The sequence below is a fragment of the Psychrobacter sp. LV10R520-6 genome (assembly GCF_900182925.1).
Lineage (GTDB): Bacteria > Pseudomonadota > Gammaproteobacteria > Pseudomonadales > Moraxellaceae > Psychrobacter.
Genome location: NZ_LT900024.1, coordinates 525258 through 539968, shown reverse-complemented (window position 1 = coordinate 539968; position 14711 = coordinate 525258). Strand labels below are relative to the sequence as shown.

Here is a 14711-nt window from a genome sequence, read left to right as displayed (position 1 = left end):
ATCAATGAGGCGTTTACAATGACAGCTGATCCCATAACCTTTAAATCGACTCCTGACTTAGCCTTTATGTCACAACATTTATTTACCGCTATCTTATTGGTCAATGATGATCTGTCCATCATATGGTTAAATGCCCAAGCTGAACAGTTACTGGCGATCAGCCGTGTACGATTATTAAATCAGTCTATATTGGCACTGCTCGCACCTGAAGAATTACCACTAAAAAACGCTAATATTATAGATAGCGACAGTCTAAATAACGACCATTTAAATGAGCAAAAAGATAAAGATAGGCTAGCTAATGGGTATAAAACCTGCACTTTAACCGAACGCTTTAATCAAGCAAAGCAATATCAGCAGCCCTTTATTGACCATGACCATACGATAAACCCGCAGCTGAACGGTGGCGCAGTGTTGTCCATTGACTATAGCGTAACCCCCGTCATCTACCAGCAGCAGGCTTATTTTATCATCGAGATGTGGGGTAAAGACCGCCAAAGTCGTATCTCAGAGGAGGAGCAACGGCAACAACAATATAGCGTTGCCCGTCACATGCTCCGCTCTGTCGCTCATGAGATTAAAAATCCGCTGGCTGGCATTCGCGGGGCCGCACAACTGTTACAACGACAGTTTGTCAAGTTTGGTGACTTTGCTATGCCTACAACCTCTACTGTTATCGCCAGCTCAAATACGGATCAAAACCTTCAAGCAACCGTAAAAAAACTACGCACTTATACCGATATCATTATTTCAGAGACTGATCGCTTGACCCAACTTATCGGTCAATTGCTTGGCTCCAATCAATTACCAAAATGGCAAATGATGAATATTCATGAGCCCATTGAGCACGTTTTGACACTGGTGCTCAGCCAGTACCCGAGAGTTGCGTTAGAGCGCGACTATGACTTATCATTGCCTGAGCTGAACGCAGATAAAGACCAATTAATTCAAGTGTTTTTAAACCTGGTCAATAATGCTTGTGAATCAATGGCTGAATATCAGCAAGAACTTATGGCTCAGAGCACACCTGCCCAGACTAACCTTGTCAAGAACAACAATAACTATCAAACAGACAGCAACTACCAGCCGAAGCTGCATATTCAAACGCGAGTCGCCTTTCAACATACCATTGGTAGCCAGCAGCACAAACAAGTCCTGCAAATCTCTATCACTGATAATGGTAGCGGTATAGACCCATTGCTTATCGGACAGATATTCTTTCCCATGGTGACTAGCCGTGCGTCAGGAACAGGCTTAGGATTGGCAATCGTGCAAGATATTATCAACCGACATCATGGTATGATTGACGTCAGCTCAGTCAGCGGTCAGACGCGCTTTACAGTGTATTTACCATTTAGCCAGCCAGCACCTACCGCTTAAATGCGGCTTTTAAATTATAGTTTTAAATAATAGCTCCGACTTAACAGCTCATTAAGGCTTAGATATGACTGACCACAGCATTAACCCTACTTCTGAAAATAATCACCAATTATCCACAACGACTAGCGATAATGTGCTTCGGGAAAACCCCGCAACCTTGTGGCTCATCGATGACGATGCGGCACTACGCTTGGTATTAGCCGATACCTTCGCCGATGCTGGTCTTGAAGTCGTGAGCTTCACGCAAGCACAAGCAGCGTGGACGCGTCTTAACGATATCTTGCAGCAGCGCGAACCCACCTCCCAGCTACCCGATGTGATCTTAACCGATATCCGCATGCCGCTAATGGATGGCCTATCGTTCAGTGACTGGGTACACAAGCAGTTTCCTGATCTGCCCATCGTTATTATGACGGCTCATTCAGATCTGACCTCAGCGATTAATAGCTATCAAACGGGCGCTTTTGACTACTTGCCCAAGCCCTTTGACTTAGATGATGCAGTCGCAACTATTTATAAAGCGATTAACTCTAGCACTATCAATAAGCAGCCAACTACTAATGATCAGCCAGCTGGTAATACGAATGATAAAACAACTAATACTGATACTGAACTAACACCAGATTCTAAGATAAAAGCTAACGCAAAAAAAGAAAGCCAACCTAGATCTAATAACAAGCCAGCCAGCAGTTCTAATATTCAAACTAATAGCAATGCCAATAACAATCCCAGCGGCATTATTGGCCAGTCACAAGCCATGCAAACCGTCTTTCGCGCGGTTGGACGCTTGGCTCACTCACCGATTACGGTTCTGATTACCGGAGAGTCAGGTACGGGTAAAGAGCTGGTTGCCAGCGCCTTACATCAGCATTCACCGCGTAAACAGCAACCCTTCATTGCGCTGAATATGGCAGCCATTCCGCATGATTTAATTGAGTCTGAGCTATTTGGCCACGAAAAAGGCGCATTCACAGGCGCAACCACGCAAAGACAAGGTCGATTTGAGCAGGCAAATGGCGGTACGTTATTTTTAGACGAAATTGGTGACATGCCCTTTAGCACGCAGACACGATTACTCCGAGTATTGGCCAATGGCGAGTTTTATCGTGTTGGCGGTCAGCTGCCGGTCAAAGTCGATGTACGCATTATTGCGGCCACGCATCAAAACCTAGAGCACCTCGTACAGCAAGGCAGGTTCCGTGAAGATTTATTTTATCGCCTTAATGTCATTCGTCTGCCCCTGCCGCCACTACGGGCACGCCGCGAAGACATTGCAGAACTAACTACCCACTTTATGCAGCGTGCAGGCGAGCAAATGAACACTGCTCCCAAACAACTACATCGCAATGCCCTACAAATTATGCAAGCCTTTGACTGGCGCGGTAATGTTCGCCAACTTGAAAACGTTTGTTTATGGCTGACGGTCATGGCAACTGGTGACACCGTATTAACTGAGGATCTACCGCCAGAGTTGCTAGCTGATGCCAATATAACCCTAAACACCAATGTCCATAGTCATCAAAGCTTTATGCAACAATCTGATGGTCAAAATAACACTCAAGCACCGTCACAAGCTATTCCGCAGGTTGCAGGAGCAAATAGCACAATGCATTCACAACCGACAGCTTCGCTGCCCTATCCGTCTGCTAACCCAAACTGGCAGCAAGCATTGGCAGATTGGGCTGAGCATTCGCTAAAAAAAGGCGAAGTGGACATTTTGCAAACAGCAGCGCCTGAGTTTGAGCGCGTATTACTAATCGCTGCTCTTAATCACAGTGATGGTAAAAAAATAGCCGCGGCCAATCTATTAGGTTGGGGCCGCAATACGCTGACCCGTAAGCTTCAGCAGCTGAATGTTTCTATATCAGGAGGTCAGGCAGAAGAGCAACCAAACACGCAAAAAGACTGATATAAAAAATTAGCAATATCAGATATTTATAAAATTAAGTACAAAAAAATGCGAATAATTCAAAAATAATTGTGTAAAAGGCTTGCCAAACCATTCAAACTCTATATAATGCCAACCACTGAGACGCACTACCGAATCAGTTAGCTATTTGAATGATGTTTGAATTTAAACATTAATGATGATAGAGTAACGACAATGGGGCTGTGGCGGAATTGGTAGACGCACTAGATTTAGGTTCTAGCGCCGCAAGGTGTGAGAGTTCGAGTCTCTCCAGCCCCACCATTTTTCGATAGTGACTTGAGTTTATTTAATTAAACGTTTGTCTCAAACTATATATATATACCAAATTAAACCTGCTATTAAGCAGGTTTTTTTGTGTTTGTCATTTGATAAGTAAACCTTCTGAACATACTAACCCGCATGTTACCTCTCTACTTTCTACTATTAATCTTTTATTGGATTTTATGAAACACAACCTCGAAGCGGGTACAGACTCTCTGCGGACTCAGTATTTTAGAGTGATCTTAATGGGCATCAGTGCGTTCGTGGTGAATACCACAGAATTCGTCCCTGTGGCGCTATTAAGTGATATTGCCCAAGATTTTTCAATCACCACGGCAGAAACGGGTTGGATGTTGACGCTTTATGCCTGGATCGTCGCTGCCATGTCGTTACCGCTGATGTTATTGACCGGTAAATTGGAGCGCAAACGGTTGCTACTGGCCGTTTTTGTGGTATTTATTGCCAGCCATGTACTGTCGGTTTTTGCGTGGAGTTTTCAAGTACTGCTAATCAGCCGAGTTGGTATTGCTTTATCACATGCAATATTTTGGTCAATTACGGCGGCGATAATACTGCGAGTTGCCCCTGAAGGTAAAAAGGCGCTGGCGCTTAGTGTCCTTGCTACGGGTACATCATTGGCCATGGTGCTGGGTGTTCCTATAGGACGATTGGTGGGTCAATGGTTTGGCTGGCGAACCACGTTTGGTGGCATTGGTGTGATTGCTTTTGTAGTTTTTGTTCTACAAGCAAAGCTATTGCCAACCCTGCCAAGTATGTTTGATGGGTCGGTCAAAAAAGTACCAGAATTACTCAAAAACCCCTTATTGGTCTGCCTGTATTTGTTCTGCTTTGTGGTCTTTACTGCCCACTACGCCGCTTACTCTTATATCGAACCCTATATGCGTCAGGTCGGTTCTATCAGCGAAAACTTGGTCACCTTCGTGCTGCTACTATTCGGTGGCGCTGGGCTGATTGGCAGTGTAATATTCAGTCGTTGGGGTGATAAATCCAGTACGAAGCTAATGTTGGTATCTACAGTACTGATGTTACTGTCTATGGCCACGCTGTTGTTGGTGGTTAAATCTATATGGTCGCTGAGTGTGATTACCTTACTCTGGGGAGCCGCACTCATGCTGCTGGTGATTTGCACCCAAGCTAAGGTCATTATAATTGATGAAAAGGCTCAAGACGTAGTGATGTCGATGTTCTCTGGTATGATTAATTTAGGCATTGGTACCGGTGCTCTGCTCGGAGGCTATGCCGTCACCCATATCTCGCTGTCGAGCGTGGGATTCGTGGGTGCTGCCTTCGCTAGTGTGGCGCTGCTACTCATGATATTTATGATCCAACGCTTTCCTGCATTACGCTAAGCGTTGTGGTTAGATTTTTCATTGTTAAAGGTCTATGTTAGATGTAAGTACTTAAAGATGCCTATCACTCAAGTGGGCTGGTATTTTGCAAGAGCTATACTAGCTATAGCATACAATTTCTCCAAATCCCTCAAAACTTCCTCCATACTCTTATACCGCCTCTCCACCCGTTTCGCCAACGCCTTATCAATAATCGCCTGATAATGTTGATATTCTATAGGCAGTAATGGAATGGGCTTTTGACAATGTTGTATCGCCCAATCTTTTAGCGGCTCACTACTTTGCGCCGCTATTTCAAACGGGCGCGTGCCTGTTAAAACTTCATAGATTATTATCCCAAACGCATAGATATCACTTTGCTCAGTAGCATTTTGCCCTTGCCAGCGTTCAGGTGCGAGATAAGCGGGCGTGCCAGCAGGATTTATCGAGCATTCTTGATCAAAGCATTTATTAGCTACTTCACCTAAACGTTCAGCTAAAGCAAAATCGGTCAGTAATAAACTAGGCGTTACGATTTCACTGTCAGCAGAATATGTTTGATGCTCACTGAGCAGAATATTACTGGGTTTAATATCGTTATGTAGCCAACCGATTTTATGTAAATTGGCTATAAGATGTGCGGCTTGAAAAATGAGTTGATATTTTTGCTTATCTGTTAATGGCTGGCGTAAATAATGCGCCAAGTTGCCATTTTTATAATAAGGCACAACCAGGATAGTTAGCTGTTGTTTCTGTTTAAAGATCTCTATTTGCAAAGTATCATAAGCCAATACTGGCTGTGCTATAGCTAATATAGGTACGGTATTATTCTTATTTTTTTGTGATGTATTTAAGGCAGTCAAAACAGCTATTTCATGATTGAGATTATTGAATGGGTCATGGTTACTATCAGAGTTAAGTTGCCACTTAATAATGACGCTACCAAATTTCGGGTACTGCGCGCGCGTTAAGCCTTGATAGCTATTGGTTTTAATATTTCCCTGCTGACTAATACGCTGTTGGCCTATCTCAACATAACCCAACTTTGCCAACGCAGTAGTCAATGCCGGTAATAGAAGGGCAGATTGTTCTTTTAAAATCTGTTGAGCGCTAGAGGCTTGTTTTATGGACGAATTACTGGCACTATTTTTCATGGTACAGTCAAACCCTTATAAAGCCGCTACCGAACTATTAAACATAAATTTTATTTTTTATTAACGATAAATTAATTAAGAGCCATTATGTCTTCCTCATCTAAGCCATCATCCCCTTACGCCCTGCCCGATCCACTGCTGGATTTACTCAGCCAGTATTTACAGCAGCAAGTGACCCCAACTATTGAGATTGACCCTGAGCAGCTGGCGTATCGCTGGGTTGGTGGGCGTACTGGTCACTTAGAGCCCTTAGTGGTCAATTTATTTTTAAGTTTAGATGACTTGCACGGTATCGATACGCAAAAATCGAAACTGGTACAAAATACGCGGCAGTTCCTAAAAGGCTATCCGGCCAATCACGTGTTGATGACTGGTACACGCGGCGCAGGTAAATCATCGCTGATTCGCGCCCTGCTACAAGCCTATCATAGCGAAGGACTGCGCATTATTGAGATTGCCCGTGATGACTTACTCGTGCTAGATAAGATTCGCGCGGCCATCAACGCCTTACCTGCTGACTGTAATTGCCGCTATGTGGTGTACTGTGATGACTTGTCATTTAACGGTCAAGATGAGAGCTACCATACCCTAAAAAGTGTCCTTGATGGCTCACTGGACTCCGAACAAGACAAGCTATTGGTCTATGCGACCAGTAACCGCCGTCATCTACTGCCACAGCTGATGAAAGATAACGTCAATATTTATGATGGTCAAACTGATGAGGTTAATCCTTATGAGACTATTGATGAGACTGTATCACTATCTGATCGCTTTGGCGTATGGCTGTCGTTTTATCCAATGAACCAGCAGACCTATTTGCAAATTGTTCAACATTATTTAAGCTTACAACAAGCGCAAATAACAGAGAGCATTGTTGATAATAGTATTGATAGCAACATTGATACTGAGGTTAATGATAACGGATTGCCCGAAGATATTAGGGCCGATGCGCTACAATGGGCATCAGAGCGTGGTGGACGTTCGGGGCGTATAGCGTATCAATTTAGCCGATATTGGATAGGACAAGCGCAGTTAAAAGCTGCAGATAATCAACTTTAAAATACTTAAGACAAAATGCTAAGGCGGGTCGTCAATTAGATTAAGAGACTTAAAATGAGTGTATATACTAATTGATAACATGCCCTACAGCTTTATTCAAAAATCACTCCTTATTGCCGCGTGCCATTGTTATATAGCAGATTCACTTTAGAAAGAATACAGTGCTACTAGGATAAATTTTTCGAAGCCTCTGGAGTGGCGCAGCCACACAGCAAGCGAGTAAAATTTGTACCAGTAGCACGTTATCATACTTGTGCCTATTTTATTCTTAACTGACTATATATAGAACCTAAATACTGTACGCGGCTATCCGACTGCTCATCTACTTCCGCTGCGCCATTGATCACATACTGAGCAAAATCCGCTGCCAGCCAAAGATTACCTTGATACGCACTTTCTGCATCCAAGCGAATATGACCCATATTAGGCGTGCGACTATTTGGATTGTCAAAGCTCTGATAACGGGCGCTAAAGTGAGTCAGTATTAGATTATTAACGCCGATAGCTTGGGCAAACTTGCCGACCTGTTGAGCGCTGCTATGCATTGGATCAAAATTTGAATTTTTAGCTTGAATTTTAGACTTCATTTTAGATAGCAGGTCAGAAGTATAAGTTGCCTCATGAACTAATAAATCAGCATCTTTGACAGCATCCGTAAGTAAACTTGGCGTGTCATTGTCTCCTGCCACGACGACTCTAGTACGCTGTTGCTCATTCTGAACATAATCTACCGACAGCAATAACTGCCCATTTTCTGTATAGACGTCTTTGCCTCGTTGCAGTTTACCCCAAAGCGCACTTGCTGGAATGCCTGCTGCTTCAAGCTTGTCCGTATCCAATGTACGGTGATTGATAGTTTGAGTCACGCCAAACGCATGTGAAGCAACCCGATGTGATAACGCTGTGATATCAATGCTAACCTCATACTGATGCTGCTGCTGACTGTCTAAATACAAACTGACTTTGCCATCTTGCTGGGACAGGACCTCCTCAATCGCCATGAAGTTAATAGCAAAGGGAAGGTATAATTCGGTGGTTAGGGTAAAAGCATCAAGCAGCGAAGCAATAGCTTGTGGTGCGATAAGGGTGAGCGGTGCAGTACGTCCTGACATAGCAATACTGGCAAGTAAGCCAGGTAGCCCGTAGCAGTGATCGCCATGTACATGGGTAATGCAGATAACGGTCAGTTGATGTAACGATAACTTAGTATGTAATAGCTGCTGCTGAGTACCTTCTCCACAATCAATCAGCAGCCACGGCCGCGACTTCTTATTGTGCGGCTTGTTATTATAATGGTTATTATACTGGCGGCTTTGCTGTTTAGATCCTGACGACGAATACGGGTTTAGGCACTCAATAGCCAGCGCAGTAACGTTGCGCTGCTTGGTGGGTACGCCGGCTGATGTACCCAAAAAGGTCAGCTGTAGCATGGCTTATTATGCATAGAGCACGTATTGGTTATGAAACACATAATCTATGATAATTCACATAAGATAGTCTTACCGCCCTCAACGATTTGTCCACCGCTAGCAAAACATTGATTAACCATGCTCGACTCATGTGACTTCCAGCCGCCATAAAAACTTGCCACACATAATAAAATGACCAGCAATTTTTGTGACCATGCTTTGATCGATACCTGCTGCGGATCTATGGGTGGCTCTGTACGGCTTTCGACCTTAGTATGAGCCGTCTTGGTGTCCAATTTATTGAGGTCTGTCATCACGTTACCTTATCAAGACTCTGTCTATTAATTTGCTATTGATTCGTTATTGATTCGTTATTGAGTATAGTCAATGCTAAATAAAAACATCAAACGCAGCATCTTCTGTAGCTAAAACTGAATACGACCGCCCTTTTCTTCAGCGCGTTTAAAGGCGTCACGTTCCTGACAGCGTTTGAGCCAATTTAATACATTAGCATATTTGCCGTCGCTTAATCCTGTACGTGATTTGGCTGCGACCACCGCAAAGTACATCTGAATATCTGCGGCACTAAAAGCTTCACCTGCGAACCAATGATTGTCTTGTAGCTGTTGCTCCATCATGGCCAATATGTTGGTAATACTGTCCTCAATCATACTGCTTTCGACTTGCTTTTGGATATTCTTGCTGATGGGTTTGACTAGCATTGGCGACCTTTCCACTACTTTAGTGAAGACCAAACGCATAACCAATGGCGGCATTATCGACGCTTCACAAAAATGCAGCCAAAAAGTGTAGGCTTCCCACGCCGCTTCATTATCACCAAAGGGCTTAAGCAACTGTTCTTTATCATAGTGTCTGAGCAAGTACTCAATGATAAAGCCGGACTCGACTAGCACGCGATCGTCCACTTCTAATATTGGGGCGTGACCTAATGGATGAATTTTCTTTAGGCTATCTGGCGCAAGATAAGCTTTGGTGCGCTCATAACAGGTCAGTTGATAATCCACATTCAACTCTTCTAATAACCACACAATGCGAAATGAACGCGAATTTTCTAAATGATGAAGATGTAACATAGACCATCCTAATAATAAATTATCGTGAGTCAAACATAGTAATATACACTTGTTATTAATAATAGCGTACTTACCTTACCTTTAACACAGCCTACGCGCGCTACCGTTACCAAAAACGATGCCTGTCTAGTCAGGTTTGAAATACAATCCCATAGCAGCCTTATCTTGAATGTAGCTGTTCAATTTTATTGGTCATCTTATCGATTTTTTGTTGATAACGCTTGATTTTGCGAAACCGACGCGCGGTTAACACGCCTTTAATACGGCGATTTTTTAGGCGGCGACGCGGTGGAAAGTTGTTAATTTGTGGCTCATTATAACCATGCAAGCGGTTATCACGCCGGCGACCCACATACCCCATTGCACTATCCATAATCATAATCAATAGCGCGACAAAGATCATACCGTACATGAATAAAGAACCTCCCTCTTCAATGTTTTGGTTTAAAAGGGTAATAGAGAATATAAATAGAAATATAGGCTCAAGATAGCTTAACGTACCAAATAAAGAGACTGGCAACTTACGACTGGCAATCATCGTTAGTGACATCGCCGCCGTGCTAATAATACCCAGCAGTGGCAACAAATACCACAGTTTACTGGTCGATGCGGCCAGCTCAAAGCCACCAGTGCTATATAACGCCACCAAGACAACTGGTGTTAGCAGCACAAGATCGGATATCAAACCGGTGATAGGGGGTACGGCTAGTTTGCGCCGCAATAAATAATAAGGCGGATAACCCAAGCATACAAATAACGTCGCCCATGATACGGTGCCGTGTTGCAACACATCATAAGCGATACCTGCAGCGGCGCACAAGGTCGCAACCCACTGCAACGCACTCATTGACTCATGATAAAAAAAACGTCCAACCAGTATCATGACTAATGGATATAAAAAGTAGCCCAAGGTCACATCGAGGCCTAAGCCATTAACCGGCCCCCACATAAACAGCCAAATCTGCCCACCCAAAATTGGTGTGGGTAATATAAACAAAAACCACTCTTTCCGTGTTTTTAATGTCTTTAGATAATCAAAAACATGCTGCCACTGCTTTAATATACTCACCAATAAAACCAGACTGAATAGCATCAACAACACGCGCCATGATGCCACTTGTGTACCCGATAACGGGTGCAAAAATAGTCCAAACAAAAACAATAACGAAAATAAAAAATTTGCCGACGTCGCAGCAGAGGTGCCCTGTACAGTTTGGTTAGTGGTCAACATAACAACAGCCTTGAAAAAATAGCCTTGAAAAAACAACCCTTTATAAATAGGTTATATCGATAATGCTTTATCAAAAAAAACATAAAAGCCTCAGACGCGAACGTCAGAGGCTTCCTTTCACTTTGCCATTAGAACAATGCTAAGACAATCGGTATTACTTTATGGTACTCAAATCATATGTCAGTATTATGTCAAACGCCGACTGAATAGGCAATAATCCTGCTTATCCAGTCTATGAATTACAAACTCAGACGATTATTCTGCATCGTTGTCGATAACGTTGTCATCATCAACGCTGCCACCACTAACAGTGCTTTCAGTCGCAGCATCTACGTCCATTTGTTCCTGACCTTCTACTTCAAAGACACCCTCTTCTTTTAAGGCGTCAACTAAAGCATTATCGCTTTCTACATACTCAACCCGCGCCATAGCAACGAGTTTTTCATCTTTTGACAAACGAATCAGGGTGACGCCTTGAGTGTTACGTCCCGCACTGGCCACGTGTTCAACGGGTGTACGTACCAAGGTACCTTTATCAGATATTAAAATAATATCATCTTCAGGTTCAACCTTAGTCGCCCGTACCAGTGCTCCGTTACGTTTACTGGTTTTGATAGCGATAACACCGCCACCGCCACGCCCTTGTTTATTAAACTCTTCAATAAAGGTACGCTTACCAAAGCCGTTTTCGCAGGCAATCAAGATTTCTCGAACATTTTGTTCGATGACCACTAGTGACTTGATAAACTCATCGTCAGCAAGGCGCATACCGCGAACACCTTTAGCGGTACGTCCCATAGAGCGTGCGTCATTTTCATCAAAACGTATCGCTTTACCACTAGAAGCAAACAGCATTACGTCTTGCGAGCCATCAGTAATACGGGCGCTAACTAACTTGTCGCCCTCTTCTAAACCAACGGCAATCAAACCATTAGAACGAATACTGGCAAACTGCTCAAGCTCTACCCGTTTTACCGTACCGTTAGCGGTAGCAAAGAACACAAAATGACCGGTCACTTCAGCAGTGGTTTGCGGTATCGGTAAAATAGTCGTTACTGTCTCATCATTATTAAGCCCAATCAGATTAACCAAGGGACGACCGCGTGCGCCGCGACTGGCAATCGGCACTTCAAAACCGCGCAGACTAAACACTCGACCCGTATCGGTGAAGCACAACACGGTGGCATGGGTTGAGGTCACTGCTAAATGATCAATCACATCGTCTTCTTTCATAGCAGTGGATGATTTGCCTTTACCGCCACGTTTTTGGGCGACATAGTCGTCGATCGGTTGGGTTTTTGCATAACCAGTACGCGAGACGGTCATCACGACCGTTTGTTCAGGAATAAGATCTTCACGGCTAAAGTCAGTACGTGAATCAATAATATCGGTACGGCGTTCATCACCGAAGTTTTCACGAATCTCAATCATCTCATTAGAAATAATGGTCATTAATTTATCAAAATCACCAAGGATAGATTCTAAATTCGCGATTTCACGTAACAAATCTTGGTATTCTTCGGTCAGTTTATCTTGTTCAAGTCCCGTTAAACGGTGCAGTTGCATCTCTAAAATTGCATTGACCTGATCTAATGACAAGCGATAGTTTTCAGCCCCTTCAATAAGTCCAAACGGTGCTTTTGGATCTTCACCTTCAATGAAGTCAGGACGTACTGATTGGCTACCTGCAGCAGTGAGCATCGCTTGTACGCTGCCTGAACCCCAAGTGTTGTTTAGTAAGCTTTCACGTGCTTCACCGCGGTTTGCAGAGGCTTTAATAGCGGCAATAATCTCGTCAATATTAGCGAGAGCAACGGTTAAACCTTCAAGCAAATGACCACGTACGCGCGCTTTATTCAACTCATAAATAGTACGGCGCGTCACTACCTCTTGACGATGACGTACAAAAGCGGCAATCAGCTGACGCAAGGTCAATAACTTAGGCTGACCATTGTCCAGCGCCACCATATTGATACTAAAGCTGGATTCAAGAGGCGTTTGAAGAAACAAATTGTTGACAATAACCTCAGCGGTCTCACCACGACGCAAGTCAATAGCGATACGCATACCGTCTTTATCAGACTCATCGCGTATTTCGGTAATGCCTTCTATTTTTTTGTCCCGTACTAATTCAGCAATACGTTCAATCAGTTTTGCTTTGTTGGTCTGATAAGGAACTTCAGTGAAGACAATGCGCTCACGATCACGGTTGACACCCGTGTCACTCATGGCCTCAATGATATAACGGCCACGAACATGCAAACGACCTTTACCAGTGCGATAAGCATCTAAGATACCTGCACGGCCATAAATGATACCGCCTGTCGGGAAATCCGGACCTGAGATATAAGTCATCAGCTCTTCGGCTGAGATTTGCGGGTTTTCTGCATAAGCTAGGCAAGCATTAACTACTTCGGTCAGATTATGCGGCGCCATGTTAGTCGCCATACCAACAGCAATACCTGTTGCGCCATTGACCAGCAAGTTAGGAGCACGCGCAGGTAGGACGCTTGGCATGCGTTCAGATCCGTCGTAGTTGTCTTCCCAATCGACCGTATCTTTATCCAAATCAGCGAGCATTTGATGGGTCAGCTTGGTCATACGTACTTCGGTATAACGCATCGCTGCCGGTGGATCATCATCAATTGAGCCAAAGTTACCTTGACCGTCAATCATCGGGTAGCGCAAGCTAAAATCCTGTGCCATCCGTACAATAGCATCATAGACAGCACTATCGCCATGCGGGTGGTATTTACCGATGACATCACCGACCACACGCGCCGACTTTTTATAAGCTTTGTTATAGTCATTAGATAACACGTGCATCGCATACATCACACGGCGGTGTACTGGCTTAAACCCATCACGCACATCAGGTAGCGCACGCGAGACAATCACGCTCATCGCATAATCCAAATAGGATTGCTTTAATTCATCGACGATGCCAATAGGACTGACCGATTCGCTCATATACATTCCTTCACTGCTCACACTCCCTAATGGTTACACTTTTGCTTTTGCTAAAATTAAGTGCCAGCATAAACCAATATAGCGACGCAAACGCATCGTTATTATTGGCATACGAACAATAAAAAAGCACTACTAAACGTGCAAAACAAAGGGAAAATGGAGATACTGTTTTTGTTAAAAGTAATGTTGAATAAAAGAAGCTATTTTAGCACAAATTTGCCTATTTGGGGGCATTAGCGTGCTATTAACCCGTAACGAATCAGGTCTTTTATGGTGATTATTTCGGATTATTTATTAGGGTCTGAAAATGACCAATTTATGGAGCTACTGTTCAAATAATATCAACGACATATTTTTTTAGATTGACTGATTTTGCCATTTTTACACACAAACTTACCATCTTTCGAACAATGAGATATACCACCCATTTTATTCATTCAAAATCAGTAGTTGCCAATCTCATGAAATTTTCAGTTATTGTAGACAAAATATTTCTACCCGCTACACTAGTGGCAGTTTCGTTTTAACATTGATGATTTAAACCCTCAAAACATCGCCACTTATATATAGGCCTTACTTATTATGGATATCATTCTTGCTATCGTTTGGATTTTGGCGATGGTGTTATACAGTTTTTCTAGCGATTATGCCGTCAGCTTTCCCAATCATAATAATAGCGCCTTACCGTTTGTGCGTTGGGGTTCGCTACTGGTGGCTATGGGATTATCAGCTTATCTCGCCTCTGCCTATCAAGCCAACTTGCAAGGGTCTGGTATTTGGGTGTTCGTTGCGGTGGTATTTGTGATCATCACTTTATCTAAGCTTATATTTAAGTGGGTTATCAATCGACGGCGTAAGCGTTAGTTTAGGCCGT

At 43.5% G+C, this 14711-nt stretch carries 11 protein-coding genes and 1 tRNA gene; 6 read left to right on the top strand and 6 right to left on the bottom strand.

Translation table 11 applies throughout. From position 1 onward, the window contains the following. Positions 1 to 18: 18 nt before the first annotated feature. From U1P77_RS02370 to U1P77_RS02355, 4 genes are all read left to right on the top strand, one after another. Positions 19 to 1380 carry a two-component system sensor histidine kinase NtrB gene (locus U1P77_RS02370; protein ID WP_321155822.1) on the top strand — a complete coding sequence of 454 codons (1362 nt, stop codon included), beginning with the start codon at positions 19 to 21 and terminating at the stop codon, positions 1378 to 1380. Positions 1381 to 1444: 64 nt separating this feature from the next. Beyond that, positions 1445 to 3289 carry a sigma 54-interacting transcriptional regulator gene (locus U1P77_RS02365; protein WP_321155821.1) on the top strand — a complete coding sequence of 615 codons (1845 nt, stop codon included), beginning with the start codon at positions 1445 to 1447 and terminating at the stop codon, positions 3287 to 3289. A gap of 197 nt (positions 3290 to 3486) precedes the next feature. Then, positions 3487 to 3571, top strand: a tRNA-Leu gene (locus U1P77_RS02360). A gap of 182 nt (positions 3572 to 3753) precedes the next feature. Next, the gene (locus U1P77_RS02355) at positions 3754 to 4941 is read left to right on the top strand and encodes a sugar transporter (RefSeq protein WP_321155820.1); all 1188 of its coding nucleotides are present in this window, start codon (positions 3754 to 3756) and stop codon (positions 4939 to 4941) included. 68 nt (positions 4942 to 5009) lie between these two features. Here U1P77_RS02355 and U1P77_RS02350 read toward each other — a convergent pair whose 3' ends face one another. Continuing rightward, on the bottom strand, positions 5010 to 6074 hold the full coding sequence (locus tag U1P77_RS02350; protein WP_321155819.1) for a serine/threonine-protein kinase: 1065 nt from the start codon (positions 6072 to 6074) through the stop codon (positions 5010 to 5012). A gap of 87 nt (positions 6075 to 6161) precedes the next feature. Here U1P77_RS02350 and U1P77_RS02345 point away from each other — a divergent pair, with 87 nt between their 5' ends. Beyond that, entirely contained in the window at positions 6162 to 7133 is a 972-nt protein-coding gene (locus U1P77_RS02345) for an ATP-binding protein (RefSeq protein WP_321155818.1), read from the top strand. A 257-nt stretch (positions 7134 to 7390) separates the two neighbouring features. Here U1P77_RS02345 and U1P77_RS02340 read toward each other — a convergent pair whose 3' ends face one another. From U1P77_RS02340 to gyrA, 5 genes are all read right to left on the bottom strand, one after another. Next, positions 7391 to 8563, bottom strand: coding sequence for a ribonuclease Z (locus tag U1P77_RS02340; protein WP_321155817.1), 1173 nt, complete (start codon positions 8561 to 8563; stop codon positions 7391 to 7393). A 44-nt stretch (positions 8564 to 8607) separates the two neighbouring features. Beyond that, positions 8608 to 8856, bottom strand: a complete 249-nt coding sequence (locus tag U1P77_RS02335; protein WP_321155816.1) for a hypothetical protein — start codon at positions 8854 to 8856, stop codon at positions 8608 to 8610. A 111-nt stretch (positions 8857 to 8967) separates the two neighbouring features. Continuing rightward, a complete protein-coding gene (locus U1P77_RS02330) occupies positions 8968 to 9636 on the bottom strand; it encodes a glutathione S-transferase (protein WP_321155815.1) in 669 nt (222 codons plus the stop codon). 160 nt (positions 9637 to 9796) lie between these two features. Next, the gene (rarD, locus tag U1P77_RS02325) at positions 9797 to 10867 is read right to left on the bottom strand and encodes an EamA family transporter RarD (RefSeq protein ID WP_321155814.1); all 1071 of its coding nucleotides are present in this window, start codon (positions 10865 to 10867) and stop codon (positions 9797 to 9799) included. Positions 10868 to 11122: 255 nt separating this feature from the next. After that, a complete protein-coding gene (gene gyrA / locus U1P77_RS02320; RefSeq protein ID WP_321155813.1) occupies positions 11123 to 13837 on the bottom strand; it encodes a DNA gyrase subunit A in 2715 nt (904 codons plus the stop codon). A gap of 582 nt (positions 13838 to 14419) precedes the next feature. Between gyrA and U1P77_RS02315 the strand changes: the two genes are divergently transcribed. Next, positions 14420 to 14701, top strand: coding sequence for a hypothetical protein (locus U1P77_RS02315; RefSeq protein WP_321155812.1), 282 nt, complete (start codon positions 14420 to 14422; stop codon positions 14699 to 14701). Positions 14702 to 14711 lie beyond the last annotated feature (10 nt).

What these genes read in the sequence shown, in the direction of transcription:
- U1P77_RS02370 (WP_321155822.1), top strand. Translation starts at nt 19, where the DNA reads ATGACAGCTGATCCCATAACCTTTAAATCGACTCCTGACTTAGCCTTT.
- U1P77_RS02365 (WP_321155821.1), top strand. Translation starts at nt 1,445, where the DNA reads ATGACTGACCACAGCATTAACCCTACTTCTGAAAATAATCACCAATTA.
- U1P77_RS02355 (WP_321155820.1), top strand. Translation starts at nt 3,754, where the DNA reads ATGAAACACAACCTCGAAGCGGGTACAGACTCTCTGCGGACTCAGTAT.
- U1P77_RS02350 (WP_321155819.1), bottom strand. Translation starts at nt 6,074, where the DNA reads ATGAAAAATAGTGCCAGTAATTCGTCCATAAAACAAGCCTCTAGCGCT.
- U1P77_RS02345 (WP_321155818.1), top strand. Translation starts at nt 6,162, where the DNA reads ATGTCTTCCTCATCTAAGCCATCATCCCCTTACGCCCTGCCCGATCCA.
- U1P77_RS02340 (WP_321155817.1), bottom strand. Translation starts at nt 8,563, where the DNA reads ATGCTACAGCTGACCTTTTTGGGTACATCAGCCGGCGTACCCACCAAG.
- U1P77_RS02335 (WP_321155816.1), bottom strand. Translation starts at nt 8,856, where the DNA reads ATGACAGACCTCAATAAATTGGACACCAAGACGGCTCATACTAAGGTC.
- U1P77_RS02330 (WP_321155815.1), bottom strand. Translation starts at nt 9,636, where the DNA reads ATGTTACATCTTCATCATTTAGAAAATTCGCGTTCATTTCGCATTGTG.
- rarD (WP_321155814.1), bottom strand. Translation starts at nt 10,867, where the DNA reads ATGTTGACCACTAACCAAACTGTACAGGGCACCTCTGCTGCGACGTCG.
- gyrA (WP_321155813.1), bottom strand. Translation starts at nt 13,837, where the DNA reads ATGAGCGAATCGGTCAGTCCTATTGGCATCGTCGATGAATTAAAGCAA.
- U1P77_RS02315 (WP_321155812.1), top strand. Translation starts at nt 14,420, where the DNA reads ATGGATATCATTCTTGCTATCGTTTGGATTTTGGCGATGGTGTTATAC.